The organism is Stenotrophomonas sp. YJH_SMC_64 (assembly GCF_059371375.1).
Genome location: NZ_JCAFUN010000004.1, coordinates 88553 through 106086 on the forward strand (window position 1 = coordinate 88553; position 17534 = coordinate 106086).

The 17534-nt window shown below is 66.8% G+C and carries 19 protein-coding genes; 12 read left to right on the top strand and 7 right to left on the bottom strand.

The genetic code is table 11. The annotated features are described in order from the left end of the window. Nucleotides 1-30 precede the first annotated feature (30 nt). Nucleotides 31-687, bottom strand: a complete 657-nt coding sequence (locus tag AC5P9L_RS05185; RefSeq protein ID WP_258014877.1) for a hypothetical protein — start codon at nucleotides 685-687, stop codon at nucleotides 31-33. 274 nt (nucleotides 688-961) lie between these two features. Between AC5P9L_RS05185 and AC5P9L_RS05190 the strand changes: the two genes are divergently transcribed. Further along, a complete protein-coding gene (locus AC5P9L_RS05190; protein ID WP_024958431.1) occupies nucleotides 962-1468 on the top strand; it encodes a GNAT family N-acetyltransferase in 507 nt (168 codons plus the stop codon). Nucleotides 1469-1490: 22 nt separating this feature from the next. Here the strand turns inward: AC5P9L_RS05190 and AC5P9L_RS05195 are convergent, their stop codons facing one another. From AC5P9L_RS05195 to AC5P9L_RS05205, 3 genes are all read right to left on the bottom strand, one after another. Beyond that, entirely contained in the window at nucleotides 1491-1697 is a 207-nt protein-coding gene (locus AC5P9L_RS05195) for a hypothetical protein (RefSeq protein WP_088429380.1), read from the bottom strand. Between the two features lie 56 nt (nucleotides 1698-1753). After that, nucleotides 1754-2191, bottom strand: a complete 438-nt coding sequence (locus AC5P9L_RS05200) for an acetyltransferase (RefSeq protein ID WP_099473701.1) — start codon at nucleotides 2189-2191, stop codon at nucleotides 1754-1756. A gap of 68 nt (nucleotides 2192-2259) precedes the next feature. After that, complete coding sequence (locus AC5P9L_RS05205) at nucleotides 2260-3027, bottom strand: NAD(P)H-dependent oxidoreductase (protein ID WP_099473699.1); 768 nt, start codon at nucleotides 3025-3027, stop codon at nucleotides 2260-2262. Between the two features lie 78 nt (nucleotides 3028-3105). Here AC5P9L_RS05205 and AC5P9L_RS05210 point away from each other — a divergent pair, with 78 nt between their 5' ends. The 5 genes from AC5P9L_RS05210 (at nucleotide 3106) to AC5P9L_RS05230 (ending at nucleotide 7013) form a co-directional block, all read left to right on the top strand. Beyond that, a complete protein-coding gene (locus tag AC5P9L_RS05210; protein WP_005410104.1) occupies nucleotides 3106-3465 on the top strand; it encodes a winged helix-turn-helix transcriptional regulator in 360 nt (119 codons plus the stop codon). A 75-nt stretch (nucleotides 3466-3540) separates the two neighbouring features. Further along, the gene (gene tadA / locus AC5P9L_RS05215; RefSeq protein WP_099473697.1) at nucleotides 3541-4065 is read left to right on the top strand and encodes a tRNA adenosine(34) deaminase TadA; all 525 of its coding nucleotides are present in this window, start codon (nucleotides 3541-3543) and stop codon (nucleotides 4063-4065) included. A gap of 75 nt (nucleotides 4066-4140) precedes the next feature. Beyond that, on the top strand, nucleotides 4141-4713 hold the full coding sequence (gene orn, locus AC5P9L_RS05220; RefSeq protein ID WP_005413827.1) for an oligoribonuclease: 573 nt from the start codon (nucleotides 4141-4143) through the stop codon (nucleotides 4711-4713). 169 nt (nucleotides 4714-4882) lie between these two features. Continuing rightward, complete coding sequence (locus AC5P9L_RS05225) at nucleotides 4883-5758, top strand: EcsC family protein (RefSeq protein WP_005413826.1); 876 nt, start codon at nucleotides 4883-4885, stop codon at nucleotides 5756-5758. Nucleotides 5759-5897: 139 nt separating this feature from the next. Beyond that, nucleotides 5898-7013, top strand: coding sequence for an alkene reductase (locus tag AC5P9L_RS05230; RefSeq protein ID WP_012480623.1), 1116 nt, complete (start codon nucleotides 5898-5900; stop codon nucleotides 7011-7013). A gap of 129 nt (nucleotides 7014-7142) precedes the next feature. On the opposite strand, the gene AC5P9L_RS05235 is transcribed toward AC5P9L_RS05230, so the two are convergent. Next, nucleotides 7143-8039, bottom strand: a complete 897-nt coding sequence (locus AC5P9L_RS05235; protein ID WP_005413824.1) for a mechanosensitive ion channel family protein — start codon at nucleotides 8037-8039, stop codon at nucleotides 7143-7145. Between the two features lie 151 nt (nucleotides 8040-8190). Continuing rightward, on the bottom strand, nucleotides 8191-10569 hold the full coding sequence (gene ppsA / locus AC5P9L_RS05240; RefSeq protein WP_005410098.1) for a phosphoenolpyruvate synthase: 2379 nt from the start codon (nucleotides 10567-10569) through the stop codon (nucleotides 8191-8193). Nucleotides 10570-10713: 144 nt separating this feature from the next. Between ppsA and ppsR the strand changes: the two genes are divergently transcribed. The 5 genes from ppsR (at nucleotide 10714) to AC5P9L_RS05265 (ending at nucleotide 15040) form a co-directional block, all read left to right on the top strand. Further along, nucleotides 10714-11535, top strand: coding sequence for a posphoenolpyruvate synthetase regulatory kinase/phosphorylase PpsR (gene ppsR, locus AC5P9L_RS05245; protein ID WP_005410097.1), 822 nt, complete (start codon nucleotides 10714-10716; stop codon nucleotides 11533-11535). A gap of 191 nt (nucleotides 11536-11726) precedes the next feature. Next, entirely contained in the window at nucleotides 11727-12236 is a 510-nt protein-coding gene (locus tag AC5P9L_RS05250; RefSeq protein ID WP_005410096.1) for a DUF1249 domain-containing protein, read from the top strand. 41 nt (nucleotides 12237-12277) lie between these two features. Further along, a complete protein-coding gene (locus tag AC5P9L_RS05255; RefSeq protein WP_197596895.1) occupies nucleotides 12278-12766 on the top strand; it encodes an NUDIX hydrolase in 489 nt (162 codons plus the stop codon). A gap of 162 nt (nucleotides 12767-12928) precedes the next feature. After that, nucleotides 12929-13558, top strand: coding sequence for a DUF2239 family protein (locus AC5P9L_RS05260; protein WP_033833148.1), 630 nt, complete (start codon nucleotides 12929-12931; stop codon nucleotides 13556-13558). A 117-nt stretch (nucleotides 13559-13675) separates the two neighbouring features. Continuing rightward, nucleotides 13676-15040, top strand: a complete 1365-nt coding sequence (locus AC5P9L_RS05265) for an MATE family efflux transporter (RefSeq protein WP_197596896.1) — start codon at nucleotides 13676-13678, stop codon at nucleotides 15038-15040. Between the two features lie 877 nt (nucleotides 15041-15917). Here AC5P9L_RS05265 and AC5P9L_RS05270 read toward each other — a convergent pair. Then, nucleotides 15918-16568 carry a class I SAM-dependent methyltransferase gene (locus AC5P9L_RS05270; protein ID WP_308678795.1) on the bottom strand — a complete coding sequence of 217 codons (651 nt, stop codon included), beginning with the start codon at nucleotides 16566-16568 and terminating at the stop codon, nucleotides 15918-15920. A 343-nt stretch (nucleotides 16569-16911) separates the two neighbouring features. On the opposite strand from AC5P9L_RS05270, the gene AC5P9L_RS05275 reads away from it, so the two are divergent. Continuing rightward, nucleotides 16912-17526 (top strand): CDP-alcohol phosphatidyltransferase family protein, encoded by a 615-nt coding sequence (locus tag AC5P9L_RS05275; RefSeq protein ID WP_014647547.1) that lies wholly within the window; start codon nucleotides 16912-16914, stop codon nucleotides 17524-17526. Nucleotides 17527-17534 lie beyond the last annotated feature (8 nt).

Sequence of the window (17534 nt, forward strand, 5' to 3'; positions counted from 1 at the left end):
CTTGGGGGTAGGGGTTGTTGAACTGGCAGCTCATGGCACGAGCTTCTGCACAGTGGTGGTGGTTGAGAACAGCGCGTCGCGCAGATCTTCGCTGTACCCCGACGGATCTTCCTCGCCACTGGCGCCAAAGTTGGCGACAGTGTCGGCGCGCGGATAGATAAGGTTTGGGTAATAAAGCGTAAGAGGTGAGTCGCTCTCCATGCGCTCCTTGTCGACGAACGTAAGGAATCGCGTATCCGCCTCGCCGGTCGTAGCGCGCAACATCGCACCGACACCCGTCAACGTCCAATGGCAGACGCCACGCCCGTAGTAATCCTCGTCCTGCATGCGGTCGAGGTAGAACGTACCGCGGTATTCGTTCTCGTCGACCTTGTGTAGTTCCACCAACTCCTGGCTGGTGATGCGGCTGGCGGTACCGGTCGCCCACAGGACCCGGCCGCAGTCCCTGTGGTTGCTGACGTCGTACTGGGCAACGCCCTCGACCACCGCGAAGGGACCGGGGGCATCCTTCAGGGTCAGTACCAGCTCGTAGCCCTGCTGCGGTGACGGGTTGAGCTTGGCCAGGCCGCGTCCACCTGCGGCAACGTCACGCTCTGCGTCCGCGTAAGGCGAGCAGGCCGTCAGCGCCAGCAAGAGGCCCATCGGTACCAGATGGCGTCCATCGCGTGTCGGCGTGGCTACATCCATGGCGGCATCCTGCATCGTGCGTCCGTGTCCATATATCCTTCCCTGGTGACAGGTTTATCGATTATGGAGTGTTCTGGAAACCTGGCGCCAGCTACGGCAAGGTGTCGGTGACGGAATTTTGACGCATTCAGCGTTCGGCAGCGTCGCCGAATCGATTGCGGCACAGGCGATTCGGGGTTGGCCAGGCGATTGCGCTTCGCGTTCGACATTTCGCCGCCAATTTGTGACAACGGTCGCCAATTCACGCGACTCTCACGCAAGCGAGCATTACGCCATGAACTACACCATCCGTGCCGAAGCCATTGATGATCACGCCACCCTCCATGCGCTCACCGAGGCCGCATTCCGGAACGCTGCGCACAGCAGCCATACCGAGCAGTTCATCGTCGACGCCCTTCGCGCGCGCGGGGAGCTGAGCGTTTCGCTGGTGGCCGAGATGGACGGGAAGGTGATCGGCCATGTGGCGGTGTCGCCGGTGACGATCAGCGATGGCAGCACGGGCTGGTTTGGCCTGGGGCCGATTTCGGTATTGCCTGCCTGGCAGGGGCAGGGCATCGGTGCGGCCCTGATGCATGCCGCACTTGAAGCACTGCGTCAGCAGGGCGCACATGGCTGTGTATTGCTGGGCGAGCCGGCCTATTACGGTCGCTTCGGCTTCTGTGCCGAGCCGGGCCTGGTGCTGCCGGGTGTGCCGCCGGAGTACTTCCAGGCACTTTGCCTGCAGCCTCCGTTGGCACAGGGCGAAGTGCAGTACTCACCGGCCTTCGAGGCGACGGCCTGATCCGGGCCTGGCACGTTTCTGCTCAGGGCGCGCGCCAGGCGGTCGGTTCGGGTTGCGGCTTCGGAATGCGGTAACCGCCGATGTGTTCAAGCAGTTCATTGGTACGGCGCTGCTCGACCAGTACTTCACGCAGCAGGTTGCGCACGGCGAAGATGGCGAACGGCACCAGGATCCAGACCAGGCTGATGCCCAGCGCAAACAGGGTCAACAGGGCTTTTGCACCATCCATGCGGCATTCCTTGGTCGAAAGCAGCCACGCTAGCACGTGGCTGCTGCCGACGGATGTCAGCCGTTGTGCCGAAGGTGGATCAGCGGATACGGACGGCCTTGCGAATCCAGCGGTGAACGTCCGGTTTCGACGAAGCCCATGCGCAGGTAGAAGCCGACGGCCTGTGCGTTCTGTTCGTTGACGTCAGTACTCAGCTGCGGATGCTGGGTCAGAGCATGCTTCAGCAGTTGCCGGCCGATGCCGGTGCCACGTACGTCCGGATCGATGAACAGCGCTTCCATGTGCGTGCCATCGATCAGCATGAAGCCCAGCGGCCGATCCTGCGCATCGACAGCAACGGTCATCGGCGCCTGCGGCAGGAAACCGGCTACTTCGGCATCGATGGCCTGGCGGTCTTCGGCACTGAGGAAGTCGTGGGTGGCGTCGACGGCGCGGCGCCAGAGGTCGACAAGAGCGGCGCCGTCGTCGGCGCGAGAGGGGCGGAGGGTGGTCATGGGTTCGCCAAGGTGCTTGCAAAGAGTGCGTAGTATGGCGCGTCCCGATCCAGCGCGCAGATGTGGATTCATCCGGCGTTGCGATGGCGGATGAAGGGGCTGTAGGTAGTGGCCTCCGCGCGCAGCACAACGCCGTCCTCGAAATCGCTGCTGTCGTTGAAGGGCACGGTGGGCCACTGCGGCCATTGCGCCAGGCGTTCGCGGTAGTGGTGGGTTGCTGCAGCGAGTGCCTCGTCGTGGGCCTGCACACGCTCCGGTGCCAGCCCGGAACGCACGCCGTGCACCACGTGCGGTTCCATCACGTCGAAGCCGACGTAGCGCAGGCTGTACATCAAGGGCCACAGCAGCAACCGGGTATCTCCCTCGCGGCCGTCGACTGCGCAGGCCCGTGCAGATGAGCCGGTGGTGACGCTCAGCAACGCACGCTTGCCGCGCATCGCTCCGTGCTCGTGACGCAGGCGGCTGTTGTACATCGGCCCGTACACCAGTACGCGGTCCAGCCAGCCCTTCAGGATGGCCGGCGCCGCGAACCACCACAGCGGGAACTGCAGGATCAGCAGGTCTGCGGCCCGCAGCAGTTGCAGGTGACGTTGCACATCGACGGGCAGCTGGCCCTGCTCGGCGCTGTGCCGCTGTTCGCGTTGGGCGTCGAAGTGGCCGGGATGCAGGCGATGCGGATGGTGGTCAGCCGCTTCCAGCGGATCGAAGCCCTCCGCATACAGGTCGACCACGTCCACCTGCAGCGCGTCATGCCGCAGCTGCTCGGCGGCCTGAGCGGCCAGATGTGCATTGAAGGAGCGGGGCTCGGGGTGGGCAAGTAGGATCAGGGCGCGCATGGGGCGAGGTGTTCGAGGAGTGTGCGACCATCCTCGCGGTGCCGGCATGCGCCGGCAATTACGCACCTTGAGGTAACCATGGCCTTTCCCGGGGATGTCTATGCCGCCGACTGTTCGGCACGCGATGCGCTTGCGCTGATTTCAGGCAAGTGGGTGATGCTGCTGCTGCCGGCATTGGCGCAGGGCCCGCTTCGCAACGGCGCGTTGCTGCGGAAGATCGAAGGCATCTCGCAGAAGGTGCTGACCCAGACCCTGCGCCAGCTGGAGCGCAATGGGCTGGTCGAGCGGTGTGACCGGGGCAGCAAACCACTGCATGTGGAGTACCGCCTGACCGAGGTCGCGCGCGGCCTGGTCGAGACGCTGTCCGCCCTGGATCGCTGGGCCGAGCACAACTTCCCGGCGCTCGATGCGGCCCGCGAGCGCTTCGACGCGCGCTAGCGGCGCCTGCACGGCCCCGGGCGTACAATGCGCCCCCGGCGGCCATCCTGGCCCAGTTGAAAAGCGAGAACCGCCATGACCAATGTCCTGGGTGTACCGGTGCACGACGCCGATGAACACTGGATGCGCCATGCACTGGCCCTGGCCGAGCGCGCGCAGCGTGAGTTCGACGAGATTCCGGTCGGGGCGGTGCTGGTGGGCGCCGACGGCCAGCTGCTGGGCGAGGGCTGGAACCTCAACATCGCCTCGCACGACCCCAGCGCGCATGCCGAGATCGTGGCCATGCGGGCCGGTGGAAAGCTGCTCGCCAACCATCGCCTGCTTGGCAGCACGCTGTACGTGACCTTGGAGCCGTGCGCGATGTGCGCGATGGCGATCGTGCATGCGCGCGTTTCGCGCCTGGTCTACGGCGCCAGCGACCCCAAGACCGGTGCGTGCGGCAGCGTGTTCGACCTGCTCGGCGATGCCCGCCACAACCACCGGGTCGAGATCCACGGCGGGGTGCTGGCCAAGGAAGCCAGTACGCGCCTGACCAATTATTTCCGCGCCAAGCGTGGCAAGCCGCCGCTGCTGCTGGAAGACCACGTCGGCGAGGGCTGAGGGGCGAACGGGTATGATGGGCGCCTCTTTCCTTCACCGGTAGGCCGCGCGCCTGCCCAGCAACGAGGCGACACAATGGCGGACACCGGCGCGGCCAACGAACGACTGATCTGGATCGACCTGGAAATGACCGGGTTGGACACCGACAACGATTCGATCATCGAGATCGCCACCGTGGTCACCGACGCCCAGCTGAACGTACTGGCCGAAGGTCCGGAATTCGCCATCCATCATCCGCTGGAAACGCTGGAGGCGATGGACGAGTGGAACCGCAACCAGCATCGTCGTTCGGGCCTGTGGCAGCGCGTGGTGGACAGCACCACCACCCTCGGCCAGGCCGAGGCGCAGACGGTAAACTTCCTGGCGCAGTGGATCCCGGCCGGCCTTTCGCCGATGTGCGGCAACTCGATCTGCCAGGATCGCCGCTTCCTGCACCGCCAGATGCCGCGCCTAGAGAAGTACTTCCATTACCGCAACCTGGACGTGTCCACGGTGAAGGAACTGGCCAAGCGCTGGGCGCCGAGCGTGGCCGCCGGCGTCGGCAAGAACAGCAACCACACCGCGCTGAGCGACGTGCACGACTCGATCGCCGAGCTGCGCCATTACCGCCAGTTCATGGGCGCGCTGTCGGGCTTGCCCACGGCCTGAACAACAACGCCGGGCAAGGCCCGGCGCTACCGGGTGACACGCGAACTGGTAGTGCCGGCCGCTGGCCGGCAAGGCGTCGGGGCCGAACCCCTTCCCGCGGCAAGGGCTCTGACCCCTCTGTCGTGCCTCGCGACGAACCGTTCAACTCCCCGGCGCTAAGATCGGCGCCATGAACGAGCCCATCCTGCTTCCCCGCGACATTGCCCACGACGCCCGCGACTGGTCCGACCTGCAGCGGGCGGTGGCCCTGCTGGAAGCGCCGACCCTCACCGCGCGCATGGCCAATCTGGTCGGCACGCCGCTGGAGTTCGCGGTGAAGGCGCTGCCCAAGGCGGTCTCCGGCCGCATACACGGTGCGGTGCAGGCGGCGCTGTCCAAGTCCGCTCAGGCGGCGCTGTGGAGCATGGACAACTCGCCGGGCAAGGGAGCGTCGACCCGTTGGCACAAGCTGGCGGCAGCCACCTCGGGGGCGGTCGGCGGGGCCTTTGGTTTCGCGGCCTTGTTCATCGAACTGCCGGTGTCGACCACCATCATGATGCGCGCCGTGGCCGACGTGGCCCGCAGCGAGGGCTTCGACCTGTCCGAGTTCAGCACCCGGCAGGCGTGCCTGGAGGTGTTCGCGCTGGGTGGCAACTCGCCGCGCGACGACGCCAGCGAGACCGGCTACTACCTGGCCCGCGGCTTCACCACCGACGTGATGCGGCATCTTTCGGCCGAACTGGCTGGGCGTGTGGTGACCGGCCGCGACCTGACCCTGGGCGTGGCACCGAAGGAAGCTGGAAAGCTGCTGGCGAAGATGGTGGAGAAGGTGGCGGCGCGCTTCGGCGTGGTGGTCACCGAGAAATTCGCCGCACAGGCGGTGCCGATCGTCGGTGCTGCCGCCGGTGCAACGCTGAATACCATGTTCACCGACTACTACCAGGACATGGCGCGCGGCCACTTCATCGTGCGCCGGCTGGAGCGCAAGTACGGTGAGGATGTGGTGCGCGCCTGCTATGACCGCGTGGCGCATGGTGCGGTAAGGATCGAGCCAAGGCTGGAGTAGAGCCACGCCATGCGTGGATGAGCCCTCGTGGCGGGTGATCCTTGCCTCGAGGGAACAATTGTTTTGCCAGTGCATGCCTGTTGCCTGGCAGCCGGCATCCCCATCCTTTGCGGCACTCCCCCCGCAAGAGATTGCCGCCATGATGTTCACCCCCCACCGCCTGGGCGCGTTGACGCTGCCCAACCGCATCGTGATGCCGCCGATGACCCGCTCGCGCGCCGCCGATGGCAACGTCGCCACCGCGGAAATGGCCGCCTACTATGCGCAACGCGCCAGCGCCGGCCTGATCGTCAGCGAAGGTACCCAGATCAGCCAGCAGGGCCAGGGCTATGCCTGGACCCCGGGCATCCACAGTGCCGAGCAGGTGCAGGGCTGGCGGCAGGTGACCGATGCGGTGCACGCCGCCGGTGGCCGCATCTACGCCCAGCTGTGGCACGTCGGCCGTGTCTCGCATGTGGCCCTGCAGCCCGATGGCGCGGCGCCGGTGTCTTCCTCGGCATTGCTCGCCGAAGGCGTGAAAGTGTTCGTCGACCCGACTGGGGCGGGTCCCGAAGCCGGTGTGGGCGAGATGATCCAGCACTCGATGCCGCGCGCGCTGCGCGAGGACGAGATTCCGGGCATCGTCGCCGATTACGCGCAGGCTGCGCGCAATGCGCTGGCCGCGGGATTTGATGGTGTGGAACTGCACGGCGCCAACGGCTACCTGATCAACCAGTTCATCGATTCGCAGGCCAACCAGCGCACCGATGCCTACGGCGGTTCACTGCAGAATCGCCTGCGCTTCCTGCGCGAGGTGGTGCAGGCGGTGGTCGAGGTTGCCGGTGGCGAGCGTGTGGGCGTGCGCCTGGCGCCGCTGACCACGCTGCAGGGGGCGGTGGACGATACGCCGCAGGCGACCTATCTGGCTGCCGCACACCTGCTCGGTGAGATGGGGGTGGGCTACCTGCACATTGCCGAGGCCGACTGGGACGATGCACCGCCGATGCCGGTGGCGTTCAAGCAGGCGCTGCGCATGGTCTACCCGGGCACGCTGATCTACGCCGGCAAGTACACCGCCGAGCGCGCCGAGCAGGCACTGGCCGAAGGCTGGGCTGACCTGATCGGCTTCGGCCGGCCGTTCATCGCCAACCCGGATCTGCCCGAGCGCCTGCGTACGGGTGCGACGCTGAATCCGCCGGATCGCGCCACGTTCTTTGGCGGTGGTGCGGAGGGTTTCACAGATTACCCGGCGCTGGAAGAGAGCGTAGCTGCCTGATCCTGGGCGCTGCCGGCCAGCGGCCGGCACTACCAGTGGGCGAGGGGTAGTGCCGGCCGCTGGCCGGCATTTCAATGTCGTATCGCCGATGGGTGGGTGCCGACCGTTGGTCGGCACTACCGGCATGGATCACGGCTTGTCGCGCACCAGCGCATCAGCCTCCATGACCCCACCATCCTTGCCGTGCAGGTACAGGTGCATGTCCTGCTGCGGGTACGGGATGTTGATGCCGGCCTTGTCATAGCCCAGCTTCAGCTGCTCCAGTAGCGTGACCTTGGTGCCGAACCAGTCGGCCGACTTCACGTAGCAGCGGATGCCGAGGTTGATGGCGTGTGCGCCCAGTTCGTAGACCACCACGTCCGGTGCGGGGGTCTGCAGCACACGCGGATCGGCCTTCATCAGCGCCAGCGCGGTGTCGCGTGCCAGCTGGATGTTGTCTTCGTAGCCGATGCCGATCACCAGTTCGACGCGGCGCGTCGGCTCGGCGGTGAGGTTGATGATCGGCGCGGCGGTGATCAGCGTGTTCGGAATGGTGGTGTGCTGGTTGTCGGCGCCGGTAAGCACGGTCTGGAAGATGCGCACTTCGCGCACCGTGCCGGTCTGGCCGGCCACGGTGACCACATCGCCCACGCGGAACGGACGCAGCGTCACCAGCATCACGCCCGAGGCGATGTTGGACAGCGAATCCTTCAATGCCAGACCGACCGCCAGGCCAGCGGTGCCGAGCACGGCCAGCAGCGGGGTGATCTGCACGCCCAGCGTGCCGATGGCCAGCACCACCACGATCACCAGTGAGGCGGCATACACCACGTTGCGCAGGAAGCTTCCCAGCATCGGGTCCACACCCATGCGCGCAGTGGCGCGCGGCATTGCATTGGACAAGCGACGTGCCACCCACAGGCCCACCAGCAGCACCACGATCGCGGCCAGCAACGGCACGCCGTAGGTTTCCAGCAGGCGTTCCCAGTCGAGCGAGTGGAACCAGGGCGTTGCGGCGGGGGCGGCGGGTGCTGCTGCGGCGATCATGCGGAAGTCCTTTGCTGAGAAACGGTGTCTGCGTGGGGCAGGGCGTGCGTGCACGCCAGAAACACGAAGCCCCGCAGAGGCGGGGCTTGCATGCAGCAGCAGTATCGGCCGACGCCGATGAACACGACGTCAGCCCGTGGCCATCACGGCATCAGCCGTTGGCCTTCAGCTTGGCCAGGCGCAGCCAGGTATCGACCACGGTGTCCGGGTTCAGCGACACCGACTCGATGCCTTCCTGCATCAGCCATTCGGCCAGATCCGGGTGATCGGACGGGCCCTGGCCGCAGATGCCGACGTACTTGCCCTTGGCACGCGCTGCCTTGATCGCCATCGACAGCAGCTTCTTCACTGCCGGGTTCCGCTCGTCGAACAGGTGCGCAACGATCGAAGAGTCGCGGTCCAGGCCCAGGCTCAGCTGGGTCAGGTCGTTGGAGCCGATCGAGAAGCCGTCGAAGATCTCCAGGAACTCATCGGCGAGCAGTGCGTTGGACGGCACTTCGCACATCATGATGATCTTCAGGCCGTTCTCGCCCTGCTTCAGGCCGTTCTGTTCCAGCACCTCGACGACCTTGCGGCCTTCTTCCAGGGTGCGCACGAACGGAATCATGACCCACAGGTTGTCCAGGCCCATTTCGTTGCGCACGCGCAGCACGGCCTTGCACTCCAGCGCGAAGGCGGCCGAGAAGCTCGGGTCGACGTAACGGCTGGCGCCGCGGAAGCCGATCATCGGGTTCTCTTCGTGCGGCTCGTAGTTGCTGCCGCCGATCAGGTTGGCGTACTCGTTGGACTTGAAGTCCGACAGGCGCACGATCACCGGGTTCGGTGCAACCGAGGCGGTGAGGGTGGCGATGCCTTCGGCCAGGCGGTCGACGTAGAAGCTGACCGGATCACCGTAGCCGGCGATCTTCTCATCGATCTTCTTCTTGGTCGCCGCGTCCTGGCGGTCGTATTCCAGCAGTGCGTTCGGGTGGATGCCGATGTGGCTGGCGATGATCATTTCCAGGCGGGCCAGGCCGATGCCGGCGTTCGGCAGCTGGCCGAAGTCGAAGGCACGTTCCGGGTTGGCCACGTTCATCATGATCTTCAGCGGGGCCGGCGGCATGTTGCCCAGATCGGTGGTGGTGCGCTCGAAGCCGAGCTTGCCTTCGTAGATGAAGCCGGTATCGCCTTCAGCGCAGCTGACGGTGACCAGCTGGCCATCTTCAATGACCTTGGTGGCGTTGCCCGAACCGACCACGGCGGGCACGCCCAGCTCGCGCGCGATGATCGCGGCGTGGCAGGTGCGGCCACCACGGTTGGTGACGATGGCCGAAGCGCGCTTCATCACCGGTTCCCAGTCCGGGTCGGTCATGTCGGCGATCAGCACGTCGCCCGGCTGCACGCGATTCATGTCGTCCAGCGTCTTGACCACGCGGGCCACGCCCGAACCGATCTTGGCGCCCACAGCGCGGCCTTCGGCCAGCACGTTGCCGCCCTTTTCGGTCAGCGCGAAGCGCTCGATCTGGGTGGCGTGGCTGCGCGACTTCACCGTTTCCGGGCGCGCCTGCACGATGAACAGCTTGCCGCTGACACCGTCCTTGGCCCACTCGATGTCCATCGGGCGGCCGTAGTGCTTTTCGATGACCAGCGCCTGCTTGGACAGTTCCTGCACGTCCTCGTCGCTGATCGAGAAGGTGTTGCGCAGTTCGACCGGAGTGTCCTCGATCCTGACGCGCTCACCCGGGACATCCGAATACACCATGCGGATCGCCTTGCTGCCGAGCGAGCGGCGCAGGATCGCCGGCTTGCCGGCCTGCAGGGTGGGCTTGTAGACGTAGTACTCGTCCGGATTGACCGCACCCTGCACGACCATTTCGCCCAGGCCGAACGAAGAGGTGACGAACACCACGTCGCGGAAGCCGGACTCGGTGTCCAGGGTGAACAGCACGCCGGAGGAACCGACGCCCGAACGCACCATCAGCTGCACGCCGGCGGACAGGAACACGTCCTCATGCTTGAAGCCGTGGTGGACGCGGTAGGCGATCGCACGGTCGTTGTACAGCGAGGCGAACACTTCCTTGACCTTGTGCACGACATCGTCGGCACCGGTGACGTTGAGGAAGGTCTCCTGCTGGCCGGCGAAGGAGGCATCCGGCAGATCCTCGGCGGTGGCCGACGAACGCACGGCCACGGCCACGTCGCCGCCGCCGTTTTCGGCGCTCAGCTTGGCGTAGGCGGTGCGGATGTCCTGGTCCAGCTGCGGCTGCAGCGGCGCATCGATCACCCAGCTGCGGATTTCCTTGCCGGCGGCGGTCAGCGCGTTGACGTCCTCGACGTCCAGCGTGGCCAGCTTGTCGAAGATGCGCTTGGACAGATCGTTGTGCGCGATGAAGTCCTTGAAGGCTTCAGCGGTGGTGGCATAACCGCCCGGCACCGAAACGCCCAGACCGGCCAGGTTGCCGATCATCTCGCCCAGGGACGAATTCTTGCCGCCTACGCGGGCCAGATCGGCCAGACGCAGTTCGTGCAACCACAGGATGTTCTCGTTCAAGCGCGATGCTCCGTTTGGCCATCGCCCGAGGCGGGCTGAGTGGCCGCGTCCGTAGGAAGAAGCCGATATGATGCCGGGCAGACCACTGTCGGCACAAGCTTGTGCTGGCGGCCTTTTTAAGCTTCGTAGGGGGTAAAAGCGCGCATGTCGACCATCCGCCCGGTGTTCTACGTTTCCGATGGAACCGGTATCACCGCTGAAACCATTGGGCATAGCCTGCTCACCCAGTTCTCCGGGTTCAGCTTCATTACCGACCGCATGTCGTTTGTCGACGACCCCGAAAAAGCGCGTGAAGCCTGTGCCCGGATCCAGGCGGCGGGGGAGCGGTACCAGGTCCGGCCGATCGTGGTGAACTCCTGCGTGGACCAGAGCCTGAGCCTGATCCTGGCCGACAGCGGGGCGCTGATGCTGGATGTGTTCGCGCCGTTCATCGAGCCGCTGGAGCGTGAACTTGCCAGCCCGCGCCTGGCCCGGGTCGGCCAGGCCCACGGCATGGTCGACTTCGACACCTACCACCGCCGCATCAACGCGATGAACTTCGCCCTGACCCACGATGACGGTATCGCGGTGAACTACGACGATGCCGACGTGATCCTGGTGGCGGTGTCGCGCGCCGGCAAGACGCCCACCTGCATCTACCTGGCCCTGCATTACGGCGTGCGTGCGGCCAACTACCCGCTGACCGACGAGGACCTGGAAAGCGACCGCCTGCCGCCGCGCCTGCGCAACTACCGGCGCAAGCTGTTCGGCCTGACCATCGACCCGGACCGCCTGCAGCAGATCCGCCAGGAGCGCCGCCCGAACTCGCGCTACGCCAACCTGGAGACCTGCAAGCGCGAGGTGGCCGCGGCCGAGGTGATGTTCCAGATGGAGCGGATCCCGACGCTGAGCACCACGCATACCTCGATCGAGGAGATTTCCAGCAAGGTGCTGGCCACGCTGGGGCTGCAGCGCGAGTTGTATTGATCCGTGCGCCACGACCAACGGTCGTGGCCTACCTCCCGGGGCAATACCCCTCCTGCGCGGGGGCATCGACCCTCCTGCACGGTGGGTATCGACCCTCCTGCACGGTGGGTATCGACCGTTGGTCGATACCGAGCCCTTTGGTCGGGGTGATCCCGCCCCCACGTTGAAGCACCAACGTGTAGGATCGACCCATGGCCCGAGCCTTGCCCCGTACCGAACGCATTCCCCGCCTGAGCCGGTTGAGCTGGCTCATGGGCCTGTACGCGGAGAACTATCGCCATCTGGTGCGCCTGTTCGAACCGGCCGGACTGGCGGCGGGCAGCTACATTTCCTCGATCGGCGACGGCCTGGATGTCCGCCTGGACGTGATCGAGTGCCACCGCTACACGGTGGAACTTCGCCTGACCTACGACCTGGCCGACCCGGTCACCGGCGAGCCTGATCCGTCGGCCTACGTGCGCCTGTACCGTGACGCGCGCCAGGCCGAGACCACCCATTGCTATGTCGGCCGCCGCTGGCAGGACACCATGGGCCTGTACCCGCCGCCGGCGGAACTGATCAGCCACCGCATGCGCATGAACACCTTCCTCGGCAAGTGGCTGGAATACCTCGCCGAGCGCGGCCACGGCGTGGCCACCCTGCGCCGCGATCCTGATGGCGCCACTGCGGCTGCCGAACGCCGCCTGTCGCTGGTGCGCTGATCGGCCATAATCCACGGCTGACCTGCCGCTGGATGCTGCCCATGCCGTACACCCCGATCGTCGCCACCCTGGGCTACGTGCTGTCGCCCGATCGTCGCCAGGTGCTGATGATCCACCGCAACACCCGGCCCGGTGACCAGCACCTGGGCAAGTACAACGGGCTGGGCGGCAAGATCGAACCGACCGAAGACGTTGCGGCAGGCATGCGCCGCGAAATCGCCGAGGAAGCCGGCATCGACTGCACCGGCATGCGGCTGCGCGGCACCATCAGCTGGCCGGGATTCGGCAAGCATGGCGAGGACTGGCTGGGCTTCGTGTTCGTCATCGACAGTTTCGAAGGCACCCCGCACGGCGGCAACCATGAAGGCACGCTGGAGTGGGTGGACCTGGACAAGCTGGACACGCTGCCGATGTGGGAGGGCGACCGCAACTTCCTGCCACTGGTGTTCGACGCCGACCCGCGCCCCTTCCACGGCGTGATGCCGTACCAGGACGGCCGCATGGTCAGCTGGTCCTACAGCCGGCTGTAAGCCGGCGAATCGGGAGGGGGGCGATCTTTCGAGTGGGGATCAACCTTCCAGGTGGGTGCCAACCTTGGTTGGCACGCTCTTCCGGTTCATTAATGTCCGGGCAATATTGACGAACGCAAATTACCCGGGCAATATTCGCGCATCACCTCCGATGCCATTGCCATGCCTGCGTCCCGACTCCCTCCCTTCAGTTGCTTCGACGGCCACCGGCTGGTCGCCTCCGGTACCCCGGAAGTGGCTGCGCTGGCGCTGAAGCAGCTGCGTGCCGGCAACGCTGCCGGTCCGCTGCTTGTGTTCGACAACGCTACCGGCCGCACCCGTGATTTCGATACGCGCGGCAGTGACGCAGAACTGCTGGCGCGGGTCGTCGAAGCCTTTCCCGCCGCCGTCGAGGCGGATGCCGACGTTACTGCCGAAGAGGCGCCGGCAACTCCGCGTGGCCGCGGCCGCCCCAAGCTGGGCGTGGTCGCACGCGAAGTGACCCTGCTGCCGCGCCACTGGGCGTGGCTGGCCGAGCAGCCCGGCGGGGCCTCGGTAGTGCTGCGCAAGCTGGTGGAGGCGGCCAGCCGTGCTGGTGCCGACAAGGACCGGCAGCGCCGCCACAGCGAGCGTGCCTATCACTTCCTGCAGACCGTCGCCGGAGACCTGCCGGGTTTCGAGGAAGCGATCCGTGTCCTGTTCGCGCACGACCGGGCGGGCCTGGAAATGGCGTTACGCAGCTGGCCCGAGGATGTGCGCAATCACGCCCTGCGCCTGGCCTTCGATGATTCTTCGGACCACGCAGACGGCTGAGCCACCGCGCCGCTACTGAGCGGCGGCGCCACCTGATCGCGGGCCACGGCCCGCTCCCCTGTGCTTGCTTTGCTGGCGGAAACGCCGGGCAGGGCAGCGCCTTGCCCAGAGAACCCCATGGACACCCCCGCACATCCCATCCCCCCGGTCGCGCCGCCCCTCTGGCGCACCTATCTGACCCTGCTCCTGCCGATGCTGCTGACCAACGCATTGCAGCTGGCTGCAGGCACGCTGGACAACGTCTACCTCGGCCATCTGCTGGGTACGCAGGCGGTGGCCGCCGCCGCTGCGTTCTTCCCTGTCTTCTTCCTGCTGCTGGCCCTGGTAATGGGTCTGGCCACCGGTGCGATGGTGCTGATCGGCCAGGCCTGGGGCGCGGGCCGGCCGCAACAGGCTCGCGCGGTCGCCGGCAGTGCGGTGGCACTGATTCTGCTGTTGTCAGTGCTTGTGATGGCGGTGGGCGGCGGTTTCGCGCCACAGCTGCTGGCGGCACTGGGCACGCCAGCGCCGATCCTCGGCGAATCCATCGTCTATGCCCGTGTTCTGCTGCTGGCGGCACCGGCGTTCTTCCTGCTGTGGCTGGCCACTGCGGTGAGCCGTGCGGTGGGCGATGCCAAAACGCCGCTGCATGCGCTGCTGCTGGCCACGGTGGTCGGCCTGCTGTGCACGCCGCTGCTGATCCTGGGCTGGGCCGGCCTGCCGCAGCTGGGCGCGGCCAGTGCGGCAGTCTCGGCGGCGCTCGCCTCGCTGCTGGCCCTGGCCTGGCTGATGTGGCGGTGGCAGCGCATAGGGCACCCGTTGGCCCCGGGGCATGAGTTGCTGCAAGCCATCCGCTTTGATGGAGCGCTGATCCGTTCGATGCTGCACATCGGCATACCGTCTTCGTTGCAGATGCTCAGCCTGGCCATTGCCGAAATCGTGCTGCTGGGCTGGATCAACCGCTATGGCTACACGGCCACGGCCGCCTACGGTGCGGTCAACCAGTTGATGAGCTGGGTGCAGCTGCCGGCGATGTCGCTGGGCATCACTGCCACCATCCTCGCGGCGCATGCGATGGGCGCGGGGCGTACGGCACGGCTGCCGGCCATCGCACGCACAGGCGTGCTGCTTGGACTGGCGATGCTGAGCGGGGTGGTGGTGCTGGTTGTGGCGCTGGCGCCCTGGCTGACCGGCCTGATCCTGGCGGCGACCGACGTGCGCGAACTGGCCGCGTTGCAGTTGCGCACCGTGGTGTGGGGCGTGCTGGCGATGGGAGGCAGTGCGGTGCTGGTCGGAGTGATGCGCGGCAGCGGCACGGTGCTGTTGCCGGCGTTGCTGGGCATGGCTGCCGTGTTGCTGCTGGAGCTGCCGTTGGCGATGTGGCTGCAATCCCGGCACGGTCTGGCCGGGCTGTGGTGGGCATGGCCGCTGGGGTTGCTGGCCATGCTGGTGATGCAGGTGTTCTGTTTCGCGCATTGGCGGCGCCGCGTGCAGGCCGGGTAGTGCCGGCCGCTGGCCGGCAATCCGCAATGGACGGAGCAGCCGGCCAGCGGCCGGCTCTACCACTCGATCGGATCGCATCCGGCGCGGATGCAGGTGTTCTGTTTTGCTCGCTGGCGGCCGGGTGCAGGCTGGGTAGTGCCGGCCGCTGGCCGGCAATCCGCAATGGCCGGAGCAGCCGGCCAGCGGCCGGCTCTACCACTCGGTCGGATCGCATCCGGCGCGGATGCAGGTGTTCTGTTTTGCTCGCTGGCGGCCGGGTGCAGGCTGGGTAGTGCCGGCCGCTGGCCGGCAATCCGCAACGGCCGGAGCAGCCGGCCAGCGGCCGGCTCTACCACTCGGACGGATCGCATCCGGCGCGGATGCGGGTGTTCTGTTTTGCTCGCTGGCGACCGGTGCAGGCCGGGTAGTGCCGGCCGCTGGCCGGCAATCCGCAATGGCCGGAGCAGCCGGCCAGCGGCCGGCGCTACCACTCGGTCGGATCGCATCCGCCGCGGATGCGGGTGTTCTGTTTTGCTCGCTGGCGACCGGTGCAGGCTGGGTAGTGCCGGCCGCTGGCCGGCAATCCGGAATGGCCGGGGCAGCCGGCCAGCGGCCGGCTCTACCACTCGGTCGGATCGCATCCGGCGCGGATGCAGGTGTTCTGCTTTGTTCGCTGGCGGCCGGGTGCAGGCAGGGTAGTGCCGGCCGCTGGCCGGCAATCCGCAATGGACGGAGCAGCCGGCCAGCGGCCGGCTCTACCACTCGGTCGGATCGCATCCGGCGCGGATGCAGGTGTTCTGCTTTGTTCGCTGGCGGCAGGTGCAGGTTGGGTAGTGCCGGCCGCTGGCCGGCAATCCGCAATGGCCGGGGCAGCCGGCCAGCGGCCGGCTCTACCACTTCAGTGCCGCTGTGCCAGCAGCAGGTGGAAGTGCTTTTCTCGGGTCTGGCCGTCATTGCCGGCTGCGGATTCGCGGTGGCTGCGCCAGGCCGAGACGCGGAAGCCCGATACCCGCAGCGCCAGCTCCACCGCGTCCAGCTCATGCAGCTGGAAGTCGGCGGCGAATGGCAGGCTGCGCATGAAGCTGGCATCGCCGAAGGCCAGGCACAGGCGGCCGCCCCGGCGCAGCACCCGCGCCAGTTCGTCCAGCACCGGGGCCAGGTTCGGCCAGAAGTACAGGGTGTTGACCGCCAGCGCGGCATCCATCGCGGCATCGGCGACCGGCAGTGCATGGGCGTCGCCGTGTCGCATCGCCGCACGTTCGGCCACCCCGGCGTCGGCCAGCCGCTGGTTGCCGGCCTCGACCATGGCCGTGGACAGCTCGATGCCCAGATAGTGGCTGTCGGTGGCCTGCAGCATCAGTGGCGCGAAGGCCGCATTGCCCGGGCCGACCTCCAGGACCCGTTCGCCGGCACCGACGGCCAGCAGCCCGATTGCGGCCAGGTTGAGTGCGCCGTTGCTGTGGTTCATCGAGTCGGCCACCGCCAGCGCGGCCTCGCCGTGGGGCTGCCGCAGCTGTGCGGCCAGGGTGGGAGCATCCAGCATCATCATCGTCCGTTGCAGAGTTTCGGACGTGGCGGCGGCGGGTCCGCCGGTGACCATAGCGCCGACCCTGTGGCTTGGGAAGTAGGGAAACCCCGCTTCCGGGTGATGAGGAAATGTCCAGCGTCGCAGTCGGTGAGATCTGGTTGTCCACAGGGGGTGTGGATTACGCGTGGGCAACTTTGTGGATAAGCCGCGACAGGCGCCACCCCCCTAGGCTGTCAAGATGGGTGGCGAAAAATTCACCGCCGGTGAGGGCAGGTGAGGGAGCGGTGAAGGCGGGGCCTGCCAGCGCTGTCGCCAGCGGCGGCGCTCGCGGTAACCTGTGGGCCTTGATGCTCCGTGAGACCCCATGAAACGTCACTTCTCGATGCTGCGCGAATTCCAGCTGGCCGACTGGTTCACCCTGGCCAATGCTTTCTGCGGCACCGGTGCGGTCTTTGCCGCGATGCGCTTCCTGCAGGACGGCGAGCGTGGCTACCTGCTGTTCGGCATGGCGTTGATCCCGCTGGCCTTCATCTTCGACGCGCTCGACGGGCGCATCGCGCGCTGGCGCAAGTCCAGTTCCACCCTGGGCCGCGAGCTGGACTCGCTGTCGGACGTGATCTCCTTCGGCGTGGCGCCGGCGGCGCTGGCCTATGCCTGCGGCATGCAGGGCGGCTGGGACTGGCTGGTGCTGAGCTACTTCGTCTGCTGCGGTGTCAGCCGCCTGGCACGCTACAACGTCACTGCCGAGGCGCTGGCCGGCGACGAGGGCAAGGTCACGTATTTCGAGGGCACCCCGATCCCGACCAGCCTGGTGCTGGTGATCGTACTGGCGATTGCCGCCGGTACCGATGCCATCGGCCAGAACATCTGGTTCGGCCAGTGGCAGATCGGCCCGTGGCAGCTGCACCCGATGGTGCTGTTGTTCGCCTTGTCCGGGTCGCTGATGATCAGCAAGACCCTGCGTATCCCCAAGCCATGAGCCAGCCC

Bases quoted from the DNA above. Each gene is read 5' to 3' on its own strand.
- AC5P9L_RS05185 (WP_258014877.1), bottom strand. From the start codon at position 687: ATGGATGTAGCCACGCCGACACGCGATGGACGCCATCTGGTACCGATG.
- AC5P9L_RS05210 (WP_005410104.1), top strand. From the start codon at position 3,106: ATGGCCTTTCCCGGGGATGTCTATGCCGCCGACTGTTCGGCACGCGAT.
- AC5P9L_RS05250 (WP_005410096.1), top strand. From the start codon at position 11,727: ATGGCCCGAGCCTTGCCCCGTACCGAACGCATTCCCCGCCTGAGCCGG.
- AC5P9L_RS05200 (WP_099473701.1), bottom strand. From the start codon at position 2,191: ATGACCACCCTCCGCCCCTCTCGCGCCGACGACGGCGCCGCTCTTGTC.
- AC5P9L_RS05205 (WP_099473699.1), bottom strand. From the start codon at position 3,027: ATGCGCGCCCTGATCCTACTTGCCCACCCCGAGCCCCGCTCCTTCAAT.
- orn (WP_005413827.1), top strand. From the start codon at position 4,141: ATGGCGGACACCGGCGCGGCCAACGAACGACTGATCTGGATCGACCTG.
- AC5P9L_RS05230 (WP_012480623.1), top strand. From the start codon at position 5,898: ATGATGTTCACCCCCCACCGCCTGGGCGCGTTGACGCTGCCCAACCGC.
- AC5P9L_RS05255 (WP_197596895.1), top strand. From the start codon at position 12,278: ATGCCGTACACCCCGATCGTCGCCACCCTGGGCTACGTGCTGTCGCCC.
- AC5P9L_RS05265 (WP_197596896.1), top strand. From the start codon at position 13,676: ATGGACACCCCCGCACATCCCATCCCCCCGGTCGCGCCGCCCCTCTGG.
- AC5P9L_RS05260 (WP_033833148.1), top strand. From the start codon at position 12,929: ATGCCTGCGTCCCGACTCCCTCCCTTCAGTTGCTTCGACGGCCACCGG.
- ppsR (WP_005410097.1), top strand. From the start codon at position 10,714: ATGTCGACCATCCGCCCGGTGTTCTACGTTTCCGATGGAACCGGTATC.
- AC5P9L_RS05195 (WP_088429380.1), bottom strand. From the start codon at position 1,697: ATGGATGGTGCAAAAGCCCTGTTGACCCTGTTTGCGCTGGGCATCAGC.
- AC5P9L_RS05270 (WP_308678795.1), bottom strand. From the start codon at position 16,568: ATGATGATGCTGGATGCTCCCACCCTGGCCGCACAGCTGCGGCAGCCC.
- AC5P9L_RS05275 (WP_014647547.1), top strand. From the start codon at position 16,912: ATGAAACGTCACTTCTCGATGCTGCGCGAATTCCAGCTGGCCGACTGG.
- AC5P9L_RS05235 (WP_005413824.1), bottom strand. From the start codon at position 8,039: ATGATCGCCGCAGCAGCACCCGCCGCCCCCGCCGCAACGCCCTGGTTC.
- AC5P9L_RS05190 (WP_024958431.1), top strand. From the start codon at position 962: ATGAACTACACCATCCGTGCCGAAGCCATTGATGATCACGCCACCCTC.
- tadA (WP_099473697.1), top strand. From the start codon at position 3,541: ATGACCAATGTCCTGGGTGTACCGGTGCACGACGCCGATGAACACTGG.
- AC5P9L_RS05225 (WP_005413826.1), top strand. From the start codon at position 4,883: ATGAACGAGCCCATCCTGCTTCCCCGCGACATTGCCCACGACGCCCGC.